Genomic DNA, 15,781 nt, shown 5'->3' with positions numbered 1-15,781 from the left:
AAGAGCTACGAATTGAACGTAGTACCTTCTCCGGTGGAAGTTGGTGCGCCCGTTGGCTCTGCTGCCGTAGGCGTGTCTTCCTGGTTTTGCTGCGCTCCGGTTGGAGTGGTAATGTGGCTTTCACCGGCCAGCTCGCTCTGGGTTTTACTGCGGTCTGTGCCCGCCGTATGCGCCTGATAGGTGGTAAGGCCATCAAATGGACGCTTCCCAACCAGACGCTCAAGGTCGTTCTGGAAGATGATCTCTTTCTGCAACAACTCCTGCGCCACCAACTCCAGTTCATGACGCTTGTCGGTCAGCAACTGAATGGTGCGGTTGTAGGCATTCTCTACCAGCAATCTTACCTCGTTGTCAATGGTCTCAGCGGTTGTTTCTGAGTACGGCTTGGTGAACGTGGTGTCAGGCTGCTTAGAGTCATAGAAAGACAGGTTCCCGATGCGTGGGTTCATTCCGTACATGGTCACAATGCTGTAGGCCATTTTGGTGATGCGCTCCAGGTCACTCAAAGCACCGGTAGAGATCTTCCCGAACACGATCTGCTCAGCGGCACGACCACCCAGGGCCATGCACATCTCGTCAATCAACTGCTCAGTGGTGTACAGGAACTGCTCTTTTGGCAGGTACTGGGCATATCCCAGCGCGGCAACACCACGCGGCACAATGCTCACTTTCACCAACGGGTCGCAGTGCTCCAGGAACCAACCGGCAATGGCGTGACCAGCCTCATGATACGCCACAATTTTCTTCTCTTCCGGAGAGATGATTTTGTTTTTCTTCTCCAGACCACCAATCACGCGGTCAATGGCGTCATTGAAGTCCTGCATGTCAATGGCCTTCTTGTTACGGCGGGCCGCAATTAAGGCAGCTTCGTTACACACGTTGGCAATCTCAGCTCCGGCAAAACCAGGCGTCTGAGCGGCCAGTTTACGGGCGTCAATGCCATCGGCTAATGAAAGCGGGCCTAAGTGTACGCCAAAGATCTGGGTACGGCCGTTGATGTCTGGCTTGTCAATGCTGATCTGACGGTCGAAACGGCCGGGGCGCAGCAAGGCAGAGTCCAGGATGTCAGGACGGTTGGTAGCAGCCAGGATGATTACGCCGGAGTCAGTGGCGAAACCGTCCATCTCCACCAACAGGGAGTTCAGGGTGTTCTCACGCTCATCGTTACCGCCTGGCATCTGCCCGCGGCTCCGTGAACGACCAATGGCATCGATCTCGTCAATGAAGATGATACACGGGGCTTTGGCTTTAGCTTGCTTGAACAAGTCACGCACGCGGGCAGCACCCACCCCCACGAACATCTCCACGAAGTCAGAACCTGACAGCGAGAAGAACGGTACATCGGCCTCACCGGCAACGGCTTTGGCTAACAAGGTTTTACCGGTACCCGGAGGGCCTACCAGCAACGCACCTTTCGGGATTTTACCTCCCAGAATGGTGAATTTAGTGGGGTTCTTCAGGAACTCTACAATCTCCTGGATCTCTTCTTTGGCTTCTTCCAGCCCGGCTACGTCTTTGAACGTGATTTTCACCTTGTTCTCGGCGTCAAACAGGGCGGCGCGTGATTTTCCGATGTTGAAAATCTGCCCTCCGGCACCCCCAGTGGCCATACGGCGCATCAGGAACCAGAAGCCTACCATGAGTAGGATGAAGAACGGCCAGCCCATCAGGAGCTCTAAAAGGCCAGTTCGTTTCTCAATCTCCAACGGCACACGCTGCTCGCGCGGAATTTCGGCCTGCAGTTTGTCAAGATCCTGCTTAAAGCTTTCAGCAGTGATGATAGGGAAGTGGTAGTGAGCACCTTGGGTACTCATGGTTAATCCGCCACGATTCTCCAGCTCAGCTCTGTATTTTTCGTTTTTCAAGGCTTCCTCTTTCAAGGTCACCTCCACCATGTTGTTGTTCACAACGGCCACTTTCTTCACGTCCTGCGCCAGGAGCATTTCCTCAAAGCGCGGCTGACGGATTTCTACCGTTGCGTTCAGGTTGTTATAGTAGGTAAGTCCGAAAATAAAGATCACGAGCGCTGCCAACACCCAAATCTGCATGGTTGGGCGCGGCGGAGTGGTGGGGATTATTTTCCTTTTTTTCTTATTCTCTGGTTTGTCTGTCATGGATTGTTCTCTTCAATAAAAAGTAAACCTCCGGGCCGGAGCTTTGTTTAAACAACGGCCGAGGTAGAGTCTTCCGTAGACTCTACGTGCGTAATTTCGGCATCGCCCCAGAGTTCTTCCAGTGCGTAGAAATTACGTTTTTCCTTCAGGAAGATATGGGCCACCACGTCTACGTAGTCTAGCACCACCCACTCACGGTTGGTACGGCCTTCACTCTGCCAAGGATGCTCTTTGGTTAGTTTGAAAACTTCTTCTTCAATGGAGCTGGCAATGGCATCCAACTGGGTGTCTGAGCTAGCTGAGCTAATGATGAAGTAGTCTGAAACGGCGTTTTTCAAAGATTTCAGGTTAAGAACGACAATATCGGCTGCTTTCTTTTCCTGCATACCTTTTACCACCAGTTCTGCCAATATGTCGGAATTGTCCTGAATCGTGTTTTGTTTCATTTGGGAAATATAAATTTGATCTTCAAAAATACTAAAGTCTTTGCAAAAATTTTCTCCTGAAACCCTGTTTATAGGCCAGCAACTGGTTTTTTTACCAGAGTGCGCCTCTACCAACACAGAGGCACATGAGCTTCTTTACAAAAATGGGGCCACGGATGGTTGCGCCATTGTGGCGGGCGCCCAAACCGGCGGACGCGGCCAACGTGGCAATACCTGGGACGTGGAACCTGACAAAAACATTACGTTATCTGTCATTTTAAAGCCAACTTTTTTAGAGGCACAGCAACAGTTTTCCTTGAACGTTGCGGTGTCTCTGGCTGTCCTTGACCTCTTACGCGCCCATCTGCCTTCTGGTGCTTGCCTCAAGTGGCCTAATGATCTCTACTGCCACAACCGCAAGGTAGGGGGCATTCTGATAGAAAACTCCATCAGTGGCCGCTTTTTGCAGCACAGCGTGGTAGGCATTGGGCTAAATGTGAACCAGGTAACTTTTGCGCATCCCAAGGCTTCTTCACTGGCCTTGCTTACCGGAAAGCAGTTCCCGCTCCCGAAAGTAACAGACCAGTTGCTGGAAAACCTAGAGCGCCGGTACCTGGCTTTGCGCAGCGGGGCCGCTGAGGCACAGAAACGGGAGTACCTGCAGTACCTGTTCCGTTACCAGGAGTGGCATCCGTTTGAAGTAAGAGGGCGGGTAGTATTAGGGCAAATTACCGGGGTTGACGCTGCCGGACGGCTGGCAGTATTGATAGAACAGAAATTGGAGTTCTTCCAGTTCCAGGAAATCAAGTTTGTGATTGAAGATTAAGCGTTTTTGGCTTAATTTTTGAACAGTTGGCCTAAAATAATCTTGGATGAAGAAAAGGCAGGATTGTTCTTTTTGAAGTCAAATATGGGAAAAAAACTATGAATTAGTTTGAGGTTTAGACATAGGTTCTTATATTTGACCAGATCGGAAAAATAGGCACTAACCTCTTTGCAATATATGGCATGAAAATCTTTACGCGCGTTTTCCTGGGGCTTTGGGCTTTGGGCTTGGTTTTTGGCAGCAAGGCGGCTTCATTGGGGGTGATTCCAGGTGGGTTGCCATTAGGCACTCGCACCACAACTACCTCAAGTTCTGACACGGTTTTCCTGAGTTGGCGTACAGCTGCTCCTATAACGGTGACAGAGATGGTAAAATTGCCCGCGTTGAACATGCCTTCGCATAACCCCAATGCTAAAAAGTATACTCCATTTCTTTACCTGACCAAAAATAGCGGGGCCATGGCCCTGAAACCCGGTGTAAGAAATGTCTCTACTTCTTACGCAAGCACCAGCCGGAACATTGTTGTTAACCAAGGCACCAAAGACGGCAAGCTGATTCCCTCTTTGAATGCGTATCCTAACCCTTCCAGAGGAGTGACCAGGATCTCGTTGAGCGCGCTGGGAGATGACAACTATAAAATCAGGATTTCCAACGCCATCGGGAAAGTGTACAAGGAGATTCCCGTAACGCAGCCCGCCACCACTGAGACCATTGTGGTGGATCTTTCGCCGCTGCCCGCCGGGGTTTACTTCTACAGCTTGTTGGTAAACGAGAAAATGGTGGAAACCAAACGACTTATCTTGCAGCAGCAATAAAAACTGCGCATCTGAGTTATAGAAGAGCCGGCTTTTTGCTGGCTCTTTTTTTATTTATTGACCTGTGCAGAGGTTAGACGTTCAGAAAATTGCTAATTTCGAGGGTTCAATCTTAAACACATCATGTTGCAATACAATCGGATCAACAATCTGGTGGGTTGGCTGGTATTTGCGGTGGCTACTATTGCCTACGTTCTTACACTGGAGCCAACGGCCAGTTTCTGGGACAGTGGAGAGTTCATTGCCTGCTCTTATAAATTGCTAGTACCGCACCCTCCGGGAGCCCCTTTTTATCTGCTCTTAGGCCGTATCTTCTCTCTGTTTGCGGGTGATCCTTCGCAAGTGGCCTGGTGGGTGAATTTACTGTCTGCCCTTTCCAGTTCCTTTACGGTGTTGTTCCTGTTCTGGACCATCACCATCCTGGCCCGTAAACTATTAGTGCCAGCCCGCCGTCCCAGCACCATTGGGGCGATGGCTACCGCTACTGCGCCAGAAGAGACCTTGGTGCCTACCTTAGGGCAGACCATTGCCATCATGGGAGCGGGAGCTGTGGGAGCCCTGGCGTTCACGTTCTCAGATTCATTCTGGTTCTCTGCGGTAGAAGCCGAGGTATACGCTTTGTCTTCGTTCTTCACCGCCTTTGTGGTGTGGGCCATGCTTCGTTGGGAAAGCCGTGCCCATGACCCTGCCTCTGATAAATGGCTTATTCTCATTGCCTACATGGTGGGCTTGTCTATTGGGGTGCACTTGCTGAACCTGGTAGCTATCCCTGCTTTGGCGTTTATCTTCTTTTTCCAGCTTAAAAAGTATTCCAATAAGGGTGCCATCATCACGCTGGTGGTGAGTGCCTTGATCTTAGGAGTGGTACTGGTGGGGATCATCCCTGGCTTGCCTTCCTTGGCAGGTAGCTTTGAGGTGATGTTCGTGAACAGCTTCGGGTTGCCGTTTGGGTCAGGGGTTATCTTCTTTGTGGCGCTGTTCATTGGAGCCATTGTTTGGGCCGTGCGGTATGCCATCCGGACCGGAAACCGTACTCTGCACACCGCGCTGGTGAGCTTTATCTTCGTTTTGATCGGCTACTCCTCTTACCTGATTATCCCAATCCGCTCGGGCTACGACCCTACCATTGACGAAAACGACCCTGAGAACATTGTATCGTTTGTGTCTTACCTGAAACGGGAGCAGTACGGGGACCGTCCGTTGCTGTTAGGGCCACAGTTCAACGCTGAGCCGGTTGACCAGGAAGAGGGCGCTGCCCAGTACATCAAAGGAAAAGACAAGTACATTGAGGTGGGTCGTAAGGTTGAGCCAGTGTACGATTCAAAAGACAAAGTACTGTTGCCACGTTTGTACAGCAACCAGCCGGGCCACATTGCCCAATACAAAAAGTGGGTTGATGTGCAGGAAGGCCAGAAACCATCCTTCGGGGAGAACATGAGCTTCCTGATCCGGTACCAGATGGGCCACATGTTCTGGCGTTATTTCGGCTGGAACTTTGTAGGTCGTGAGGGTGATATCCAGCAGTCTGGGGTGTTGTGGCCGTGGGAAAGCTCAGAAGGCCTGCCAGACCGCGTTGCCGAGAGCAAAGCCCGCAATAACTTCTACATGCTGCCGCTGGCGCTGGGGATTATCGGCTTGATTTTTCAAATCAGGAGAAAACAGCGCGATGCCTTTGTGGTAGGATTGCTGTTCTTCTTCACCGGTTTGGCCATTGTGATTTACCTGAACCAGCCGCCTATTGAGCCACGCGAGCGCGACTACACCTTTGCCGGTGCCTTTTATGCGTACTGTATCTGGATTGGCCTGGGCGTGTTAGCCATTGCCGATTTCCTGCGCAGAACGGTTAAGTCTGACGTGTTGGCCGGGGTGGTAGCTACTGTGATTGGCCTGCTGATTCCGGGAATTATGGCGGCCCAAGGCTGGGATGACCATGACCGGTCAGACCGTTACCATTCCGTAGACTCGGCCAAGAACCTGTTGAGTTCGGTGGCGCCTAATGCCATCCTGTTCACCAACGGCGACAATGACACTTTCCCGCTGTGGTACGCCCAGGAAGTGGAAGGTTTTAGAACCGATGTGCGCGTAGCCGTACTCAGCTACATGAACACCGACTGGTACATTGACCAGATGAAGCGCCAGGCCTATGAGTCTGATCCGTTCCCGATGATCCTGGAAAACGAAAACTATCGCCAGGGCATCAACGACTATCTACCGTACGTGGAAAGACCTGAGGTTGCCAGCGGAATCGACCTAAAGCAATACATCCAGTTAGTGAAGCAAAACCACCAGGCACTGCAGATTGGTGACCGGGCCGGACGTACGTACCTGTCTTTCCCAACCAAAAACTTCTTCCTGAATGTAGACAAGCAGGCCGTGATTGCCGCCAATGCGGTACCTACGCAGTACCAGGATTCTATTGTAAGCCAGATGCGCTGGACCATTGACAAAGGTGGTTTGGAGAAAAAGCACCTGGCCATTCTGGACTTGATTGCCAACAACAACTGGAAACGCCCGGTGTATTTCTCTACAACCGCTGATAACTCAGATTTCTTAGGACTGGATAATTACCTGCAGTTGGAAGGATTAGCCTACCGCGTGGTACCGGTGCAAAGCAGAAACACAGATCAGTTGGGCTACATCGCCAAGAACATCATGTATGACAACATGATGAACAAGTTCAGCTGGCGTAACCTGGACCGCACCGATATTTTCTATGATGAGAATTACCTGCGGTTCCCGGCCAATGCCCGTGACAAGTACTACCAGTTAACCATGGAGTACCTGAAAGCCGGCGACAAAGCCACGGCCAAAAAGATCATGGACCACGTCTTTGCGGTTTTCCCAGACAAATCCATCCCGTATGACTACTACGTGCCGCCGTTTGTGGTGCCGTTGTACGAGGTAGGGGAGCAGAAACGGGCGCAGGAGATTGTGAACACCATGGCGGCCCGGGCCGATAACTCGCTCCGCTATTACTTCACGCAGAACTCCATGTTTGAGACAGAGATAAGAATCAACCTGTATATCCTGCAGCAGCTGATTCAGGTGGCCCGCCAAGTGGGCATGACCCAGAAAGCCACCGAGATTGAGCAGAAGTTCATGCAGTACTACGGACAAATGGGAGGTAGCTAAGCTGCCCCAGTTCAAAAAGAAAGGCCGGTTTCTCAACCGGCCTTTCTTTTTGGCTTTTGTTTTCGCTTTGTTTTTAATAAAACAGAGGAAAAACCAAGTGATTATTTGGCACCTGCTGTGGGCTGAAGAAAATAGGATGCTACTCTCTTGCAGTTCCTTTCGTTAAAGGAAAAGACGGTGAAGGGAGCATCTGGCAGTTATTAACAGAAATACGGCTACCTTTGCAGCCAATTTTAAATGCAGCTCAACTGCTAGTCAACGCATAACATCCATGGAAAATAGAAATTACAGAGATAGATCAGGTGGCGGTAGGCCGAGGTTCCACAGCCAACCCAAAGCCGATAAAATGGAGATGATCTTCGGTCTGCGGCCCATTCTGGAGGCTTTGCACGCCGGCAAAACCATGGAGAAAATCTATCTGCTGAAAGGCACCAAGCACAGCATTAGCCAGGAAATCACAGATCTGGCCAGAGAAGCCCAGATTCCTATTTCATTGGTGCCTAATGAGAAACTGGACCAGCTCACCCGCAAAAATCACCAGGGTGCGGTGGCGTACCTTTCGGCTATTTCTTACTCTCCGCTGGATGAGATTGTGGCCTCTCTGTTTGAGAAAGGCAAAGATCCCCTGTTGCTGGTGCTGGACCGGATTACGGACGTGCGGAACTTCGGGGCCATTGCCCGTAACGCCGAGTGTATGGGTGTGGATGCCATTATAATTCCCAGCCGTGGGGCCGCCCAGATCAATGCCGATGCACTGAAAACCTCGGCTGGTGCCTTGAACCTGATTCCGGTATGCCGGGAGGCCAACCTGAAGGACACGCTTCATTTCCTGAAACAGTCTGGCATACGGGTAGTAGCCTGTACCGAGAAAGCCGACGATAACCTCACCAATGCCGCCGTGGATCTGACCGGCCCTATTGCCATTATGATGGGCAGCGAAGAAGACGGAATCTCCCCTGAATACCTGAAAAGAGCCGATGTACGCGTGAAAATCCCGATGCTGGGCCAGGTACAGTCATTGAATGTGTCGGTGGCCAGCGGTATCATTTTGTATGAGGCCCTGAGACAGCGCCAGCAAGCGTAAGCCACTGTGTTTTCCAATACTATCAGTTGGCTGTTTTAGCAGTGTTTTTCTGAAAACTGCCTCAAAACTAATACCGAGTAAAAACAGAAGGGCCCCTGCTAGCAGGGGCCCTTCTGTTTTTACTCGCTTAAAGATATTCTAAATGAAGTTCTGTCCTTTCATGGCCTTCGCATCGGCTACAAAGTCTTTTACTTTCTGCTCATCTTCCCGGCGGCAAACCATGAAAACATTGTCATGGGAGGCCACAATATAATCTTGCAGGCCTTGCAGAACCACTAACTGGTTTTCAGGGGTTTTAATGATGCAGTTGTTGACATCATACAGTAACACGTTGCCGTTTACCACGTTGCCCTCGGGGTTCTTTTCAGAAAGGCTGTACAAAGAGCTCCAGGTACCCACGTCTGACCACCCAAAATCGCCCAGGATCACAAACACATTGTTTGCTTTCTCCATAAGGCCGTAGTCAATGGAAATGTTGCGGCAATGCGAATAAGCTCTGTTGATAAAGTTGTCTTCTTCCTCGGTGTCCATTTTAGAGAGGCCTTCTTCAAAGGTCTCGGCCATGTCACTGAGGTATTCCCGGAACGCTTTGATGATGGTTTGGGCGTTCCAGATGAAGATGCCCGAGTTCCAGACAAACTCGCCGCTGTCAAGAAACATTTGCGCAATCTCCAGAGAAGGCTTCTCAGTAAAGGTCTTAACCTTTTTAAGGGTATTCTCCGGGTCGTCAATGAACTGGATATAGCCGTAGCCGGTATCAGGGCGGGTGGGTTTAATACCCAACGTGACCAGAATATCGTTTTTGGCGGTGGCTTCCAGCCCTTCCCGCACGCAGTTGATAAAAGACTCCTCGCGCAGGATCACGTGGTCTGCCGGAGCAATCACAATGTTTGCGTTAGGGTTCTTCTTGGCAATCTTATAGCAGGCGTAGGCAATACACGGGGCGGTATTGCGGCCAATGGGCTCCTGCAGAATGCGGCTTTTGTCAACCTCGGGCAAATGTTCCTGCACCAGATTGGCATAATCACGGTGCGTGACAACATAAATGTTTTCAGGAGGGCATATCCCTCTGAAACGTTTCACGGTGGTTTGGATCATGCTCTCGCCGGTTCCTAATACATCGTGAAACTGTTTAGGATGGTTCACACGGCTAAACGGCCAGAAGCGGCTTCCAATTCCGCCCGCCATGATCACTACAAAGGTATTTTGATTCATTTTATACAAGTCCTTCTTTCAAAAGGTCGTGCAGGTGCACAAATCCTGCAAAGGCGCCAGTTTTGGTAACGATTAACTGGGTAATATTCTTTTTCTGCATGATGGCTAATGCTTCTACCGCGTACTCATTGCAATCAATGGTGAGCGGGGAAGGTGTCATGATGTCAGACGCGATGATACCGGAAAGGTTCTCAAAATTAGAAAGCATTCGCCGCAAATCTCCGTCTGTGATGATGCCCACCAGGTTATCGGCTTGGTTTGTGACGGCGGTGGCGCCTAATCTTTTAGAAGAGATCTCAATGATGATCTCTTTGAGGTTGGCGTCTGTCTTCACCTTTGGGGCGGCGTTCTGGGTGTAAATATCGCCAACTTTGAGGTACAGGCGTTTGCCCAGAGAGCCGCCCGGGTGCAGGGCACCAAAATCTTCGCTGCTGAAATTGCGAGATTCCAGCAGGCAAACCGCCAAGGCATCGCCTAAGGCAAGATGCGCGGTGGTACTGGTGGTAGGAGCCAGGTTATTAGGGCAGGCTTCCCGCTCAATGGTGGCGTTCAGGATAAAATCAGCTTGCTGTGCCAGGTAGGAATCAACGTTGGAAACCAGCGCCGCCAATTGTACTCCTTTGCGCTTGAGCAACGGTACCAGCACCTTTATTTCTGGGGTGTTGCCGCTCTTGGAAAGGCAGATCACGAAATCCTCAGACTGGATCATTCCCAGATCTCCGTGGATGGCATCGGCGGCGTGCATGAACAGCGCCGGAGTGCCCGTAGAATTAAGGGTAGCCACAATTTTAGACGCAATGTTCGCGCTCTTTCCAATTCCCGTGACCACTACGCGCCCTTTAATGGCTAAAATTGCTTCTACACAGGCCTCAAAATCCGAATTTATATAATCGGCTAGTTTGAGTACCGCGGCTGCCTCTTCGTGCAACACTTTTTTTGCGATGCTTTTGATATTTTTCGTGATATTCAAGTTAGATTTGTATTAGACAAGACAACAACTGATAGTACCAACCCTTGTTTGTAACAACAAGCTTAATTCATGTTAGTAAAACAAGAATCATTAAAGAACAAATTAAAGGAAGTTTTCGGCTATAGTCAATTTAGGGGCAACCAGGAGGTGATTATAGAGAACATCATGGCGGGCAAGAACACCTTTGTGATCATGCCAACCGGTGCCGGGAAGTCCCTGTGTTATCAATTGCCAGCCCTGGTAATGGAGGGGACGGCTATTGTTATTTCGCCGCTCATCGCTTTGATGAAAAACCAGGTAGACCAACTGAATGCCTTTGGAGTAAACGCGCAGTTCCTGAACTCTACCCTGTCAAAAGCAGAGATGAACAAGGTGAAGAAAGAAACCGTGAGCGGCGATGTGAAACTGCTGTACGTGGCCCCGGAATCTCTCACCAAGGAAGATACCCTGGATTTTCTGAAGCAAGCCAAAATCTCTTTCGTTGCCATTGACGAGGCGCACTGTATCTCTGAGTGGGGCCATGACTTCCGCCCTGAGTACCGCAAGATCAGAGGCATCATTGACAACATAGGCAACCTGCCCATCATAGCCCTCACGGCTACCGCCACCCCTAAAGTGCAACTGGACATTCAGAAGAACCTGCAGATGGATGACGCCTCTGTCTTCAAGTCTTCTTTTAACCGTACCAACCTGTATTACGAGGTACGCCCCAAGCACAACACCAAAAAGCAGCTGATCCAATACATTAAGAAGCACAAAGGCAAAAGCGGGATTGTGTACTGCCTGAGCCGCAAAAAGGTAGAGGAAATTGCCGAGCTGCTGAAAGTGAATGATATTAAAGCGCTGCCATACCACGCAGGCCTGGACGCCAACGTGCGCATGGCCAACCAGGATGCGTTCCTGAACGAGGACGCAGACGTGATTGTGGCCACTATTGCGTTCGGGATGGGAATTGACAAGCCCGATGTTCGCTTTGTGGTGCACTATGATACGCCTAAATCTATTGAGGGCTACTACCAGGAAACCGGTCGCGGCGGCCGTGACGGACTGGAAGGCAACTGCCTCATGTTCTATAGCTACGATGACATTGTAAAGCTGGAGAAATTCAGCAAAGACAAGCCTGTAACCGAGCGTGACAACTCCAAGCTGTTGCTGCAGGAAATGTCTGCGTACGCAGATTCAGCGGTGTGCCGCCGTAGACAGTTGCTGCACTACTTTGGCGAGCAGTTTGACAAAGACTGCGGCTTCTGTGATAACTGCGTACACCCGAAAGAGAAGTTTGAAGCCGAGCAGGAGCTGATCTACGCCCTGAAAGCAGTGGTGCAAACCAATCAGCGCTTCGGGATTGATCACCTGGTGAATGTGCTCATCGGGCACAAAGAACAACACGTGGAAAGCTACGGCCATGACCAACTGGAAGTGTTTGGCGTAGGCAAAGAGCAGGAGCCTCAGTTCTGGAACTCCGTTATCCGCCAGGCCCTCTTGTTCGATTACCTGGAGAAAGACATCGAGAATTTCGGGACGCTGAAAATCACCGAGAAAGGCGAGAAATTCATCCAGAGCCCGCACGCCATCAAGTTTGCCAAAGACCATAACTTTGACGAGGAAGTACAGCAGGAAGAAGAGAAAGAGGAAACCCAGGCCGCTGCTGGCCATGATGCTGTTCTCTTTGACATGCTCAAAGCCTTGCGTAAGAAGCTGGCCAAGGACATGAACCTGCCGCCGTACGTGCTGTTCCAGGATCCGTCTATCAAAGAGATGGCCACTACGTACCCAACCACCAAAGAAGACCTGGCGCACATTGCCGGCGTGGGTATGGGGAAGGTGCAGAAATTCGGGAAACCGTTCCTGGAGCTTATTTCCAAGTACGTAGAGGAGAATGACATTGTCACCGCGGCCGATGTGGTGGTGAAAACCACGGTGAACAAGTCTAAGCTTAAAATCTACATCATTCAGCAGATTGACAAGAAAATGGACCTGGAGGAGATTGCCAACTCCAAAGGCCTTACCATGCCAGAGCTGATTGAGGAGATTGAGCACATCTGCTACTCCGGTACCAAGCTCAACTTGGATTACTACATCAACGGAGTGCTGGACCAGGACCGTCAGGAAGAAGTAATGGACTACTTCATGCACGCTTCCACAGATAATATGGCGGTTGCCATCAAGGAATTAGGCACCGAGGATTATACGGAGGAAGACCTGCGTTTAATGCGTATCAAGTTCCTTTCTAAGTACGCTAACTAAAATTGACTTAGTGCTATCATAAAATTTAAAAGCAGGTGGTTTATCACCTGCTTTTTTTGTTTCCTTTGTATACTCCTTCCGTTTTTGGCCTAATTTATGGGGTTTAACCTGAAAACGGAAAGAAGCCCTTTTGTGACACGCTTGAGCCCGGCTTAAGCATAAATCCTGCTTGTATGAACGTACTGATAATAGGAGCGGGCGGCCGTGAGCACGCCCTGGCCTGGAAGATTAGCCAAAGCCCTTACTGTGACAAAATCTATGTGGCGCCCGGTAACGCGGGTACGGCCCAGATTGCCACCAACGTGGACATCTCCATCACTGACTTTGAGGAACTTGCCAAGTTTGCCACTGATTTCAACATCATGATGCTGGTGGTAGGCCAGGAGGCCGCCCTGGTAGAAGGTATTGCCGATTACTTCGCAGAGAAAGAATACCTGCAACACATCTTGGTGGTGGGGCCGCGCAAGACGGGCGCTCAGTTAGAGGGCAGCAAAGACTTTTCCAAGCAGTTCCTGTTGAAGTACGGCATTCCTACGGCCCGTTACCAGACGTTCACCGCCGACACCTATGACCAGGCCCTGGTTTATCTGCAGAACCACCCGTACCCGGTAGTGCTCAAAGCCGATGGTTTGGCCGCCGGCAAAGGCGTAGTAATTGCCCAGAATTACGAGGAGGCCAGCTTCACCCTGGCCGGGATGCTCAAGCACAACAAATTCGGTACTGCCGGAGACAAAGTAGTGGTAGAGGAGTTTCTGCAGGGCATTGAACTCTCGGCGTTCATCCTGACCGATGGCAAGGAATACGTGCTGCTCCCCGAAGCCAAGGATTACAAGCGCATTGGCGTGGGCGATGTGGGTTTGAATACGGGCGGCATGGGGGCGGTTTCCCCAGTTCCGTTCGCCGATGAGGCGTTCATGACCAAAGTGAGGCAGCGGGTGATTGAACCAACCCTGGTTGGATTGCAGCAGGAAGGCATTCCGTACACTGGTTTCCTGTTCATCGGGCTGATGAACTGCAACGGCGACCCGTACGTGATTGAATACAACGTGCGCCTGGGCGACCCCGAGACCGAGGCCATTCTGCCGCGCATTAAATCAGATTTGTTTGAGCTGTTCAAGGCGCTGCATGACCATGAATTGGGCAAGTTCCAACTGGAGATTGATTCCCGCTCGGCCACTACCATCTTCCTGGTTTCCGGCGGATACCCAGAGGACTACGAGAAAGGCAAGGAAATCCAGGGCTTAGACAAGGCATTGCCTGAGAACGTGCTGTGTTTCCACGCCGGTACCAAGAAAACCCACGAGGGAACCATTGTGACAGACGGCGGACGCGTCATTGCCATCACCGGGCTGGGCCAGGACATGGAAGAGGCCCTGAGCAAGGCCAACGCCGGAGCGGCGCAGATCAAATGGCAGGGAAGATATTTCCGCCAGGACATCGGCTTTGACCTGAAGCAATATCTGGCAGAGCGTTTTTAAGGTGATTTCTATAAAATATGCCGAATTCTGGAAAAGGTGTTTTCCCGCTGTTTTCAGAATAATAAGGCAAAAATGACAAAGGCCGGCAGAGATGCTGGCCTTTGTCATTTTCAGCCGGGAGGCAGAAGGTAATCTTTGCGCCGATTTTTCGTAGAACCAACATCATCAAGTCATACATCCATGTCTCAACAACCTGACTATACCTCCGCCGAAGAAGCCGTAAAACTCATTAAGTCTGGAGACCGCGTGTTTGTGCACGGGGCGGCCATGACGCCTTTGCGCCTGATCAATGCCGTAGCTGCCCGTGGCCCGGAGCTGCAAGACGTGGAGTTCATCCATATGCATACGGAGGGACCTGCGCCCTACACCTACCCAGAGCACGCCGGCAGTTTCAAGACCAACGCCTGCTTTGTGGGCGGTAACATCCGACAGGCGCTCAACGAAGGCACCGCCGATTACATTCCAATTTTCCTGAGTGAGATTTCGCTGCTGTTCCGGCGCAACATTCTACCGCTGGACGTGGCCATGGTACAGGTGTCGCCGCCCGATGCGCACGGGTACTGTACGTTGGGCGCCTCGGTGGATGTGGCCTTGTCGGCGGTGGAGACTGCCAAGATCTTGATTGCCGAGGTGAACCCGCGGGTGCCGCGCACCCACGGTGATGGCATTGTGCACGTAAGTAAATTCCACGCCAAAGTGTGGGTAGACGAGCCTTTGCCGGCTCACGCCGCGAAAGCCTGCGGTTTGGTAGAAAGCAAGATCGGGGAACTGGTGGCTTCTCTGGTGGAAGACGGGGCCACCCTGCAGATGGGCATTGGCGGTATTCCGGATGCGGTGCTGCAGCAACTGGGCAACCACAAAGACCTGGGCATCCACACCGAGATGTTCTCAGACGGTATTATTCCGCTGGTAGAAAAAGGAGTGATTACCGGAGCCCGCAAGAAAGTGCTGAAAAACAAGATTGTTTCCTGCTTTGTGAACGGCTCGCAGAAGGTGTTTGATTTCCTGCACGACAATCCGGGAGTGGTGATGAAGGAGACCGTTTTTACCAATGACACGTCCATCATCCGGCAGAACCCCAAAACCACGGCTATCAACAGCGCTATTGAGGTAGACCTCACCGGCCAGGTCTGCGCCGATAGCATCGGGACGTACCAGTTCTCCGGTGTAGGTGGCCAAATGGACTTTATGCGCGGCGCGGCCCTGTCAGAAGGAGGAAAACCCATCATCGCGCTGCCGTCTATCACCAACAAAGGCGAATCCAAGATTGTGAACATCCTGAAGCCCGGGGCCAGTGTGACTACTACTCGCGCCCACGTCCGCTACATCGTCACAGAATACGGCATCGCTGATTTGTACGGCAAAAACCTGCGGCAGCGCGCCAAGGAACTGATCAGGATTGCGCACCCTTCCCACCAGGAGGAACTGGAGCGTCTGGCGTTTGAGCGGTTCAAGGTACTGTAATTGCTGGTTGT

11 protein-coding genes are annotated in these 15,781 nt (G+C 51.2%); 7 read left to right on the top strand and 4 right to left on the bottom strand.

From position 1 onward, the window contains the following. Positions 1-5: 5 nt before the first annotated feature. A complete protein-coding gene (gene ftsH, locus JT719_RS08655) occupies positions 6-2,114 on the bottom strand; it encodes an ATP-dependent zinc metalloprotease FtsH (protein WP_207432490.1) in 2,109 nt (702 codons plus the stop codon). 47 nt (positions 2,115-2,161) lie between these two features. Continuing rightward, positions 2,162-2,560, bottom strand: coding sequence for a ribosome silencing factor (gene rsfS / locus JT719_RS08650; protein WP_207432487.1), 399 nt, complete (start codon positions 2,558-2,560; stop codon positions 2,162-2,164). Positions 2,561-2,600: 40 nt separating this feature from the next. On the opposite strand from rsfS, the gene JT719_RS08645 reads away from it, so the two are divergent. From JT719_RS08645 to rlmB, 4 genes are all read left to right on the top strand, one after another. After that, the gene (locus tag JT719_RS08645) at positions 2,601-3,365 is read left to right on the top strand and encodes a biotin--[acetyl-CoA-carboxylase] ligase (RefSeq protein ID WP_207432485.1); all 765 of its coding nucleotides are present in this window, start codon (positions 2,601-2,603) and stop codon (positions 3,363-3,365) included. 182 nt (positions 3,366-3,547) lie between these two features. Further along, complete coding sequence (locus tag JT719_RS08640; RefSeq protein ID WP_242693108.1) at positions 3,548-4,180, top strand: T9SS type A sorting domain-containing protein; 633 nt, start codon at positions 3,548-3,550, stop codon at positions 4,178-4,180. Positions 4,181-4,303: 123 nt separating this feature from the next. Then, positions 4,304-7,312 (top strand): glycosyltransferase family 117 protein, encoded by a 3,009-nt coding sequence (locus JT719_RS08635; protein WP_207432483.1) that lies wholly within the window; start codon positions 4,304-4,306, stop codon positions 7,310-7,312. Positions 7,313-7,583: 271 nt separating this feature from the next. Then, positions 7,584-8,396 carry a 23S rRNA (guanosine(2251)-2'-O)-methyltransferase RlmB gene (gene rlmB / locus JT719_RS08630; protein WP_207432481.1) on the top strand — a complete coding sequence of 271 codons (813 nt, stop codon included), beginning with the start codon at positions 7,584-7,586 and terminating at the stop codon, positions 8,394-8,396. A 138-nt stretch (positions 8,397-8,534) separates the two neighbouring features. Here rlmB and JT719_RS08625 read toward each other — a convergent pair whose 3' ends face one another. Further along, complete coding sequence (locus JT719_RS08625; protein WP_207432479.1) at positions 8,535-9,611, bottom strand: mannose-1-phosphate guanylyltransferase; 1,077 nt, start codon at positions 9,609-9,611, stop codon at positions 8,535-8,537. A gap of 1 nt (position 9,612) precedes the next feature. Beyond that, the gene (locus JT719_RS08620) at positions 9,613-10,581 is read right to left on the bottom strand and encodes a KpsF/GutQ family sugar-phosphate isomerase (RefSeq protein WP_207432477.1); all 969 of its coding nucleotides are present in this window, start codon (positions 10,579-10,581) and stop codon (positions 9,613-9,615) included. A gap of 69 nt (positions 10,582-10,650) precedes the next feature. On the opposite strand from JT719_RS08620, the gene recQ reads away from it, so the two are divergent. The 3 genes from recQ (at position 10,651) to JT719_RS08605 (ending at position 15,770) form a co-directional block, all read left to right on the top strand. Next, entirely contained in the window at positions 10,651-12,828 is a 2,178-nt protein-coding gene (gene recQ, locus JT719_RS08615) for a DNA helicase RecQ (RefSeq protein ID WP_207432475.1), read from the top strand. 173 nt (positions 12,829-13,001) lie between these two features. Further along, a complete protein-coding gene (gene purD / locus JT719_RS08610; protein ID WP_207432473.1) occupies positions 13,002-14,306 on the top strand; it encodes a phosphoribosylamine--glycine ligase in 1,305 nt (434 codons plus the stop codon). Between the two features lie 180 nt (positions 14,307-14,486). Next, on the top strand, positions 14,487-15,770 hold the full coding sequence (locus JT719_RS08605; protein WP_207432470.1) for an acetyl-CoA hydrolase/transferase family protein: 1,284 nt from the start codon (positions 14,487-14,489) through the stop codon (positions 15,768-15,770). Positions 15,771-15,781 lie beyond the last annotated feature (11 nt).

Origin of the sequence: Sabulibacter ruber, assembly GCF_017355955.1 — a bacterium.
Classification (GTDB): domain Bacteria; phylum Bacteroidota; class Bacteroidia; order Cytophagales; family Hymenobacteraceae; genus Nibribacter; species Nibribacter ruber_A.
Note: the sequence above shows the minus strand (reverse complement) of the source record. Positions and strands in the feature narration are given on the sequence as shown.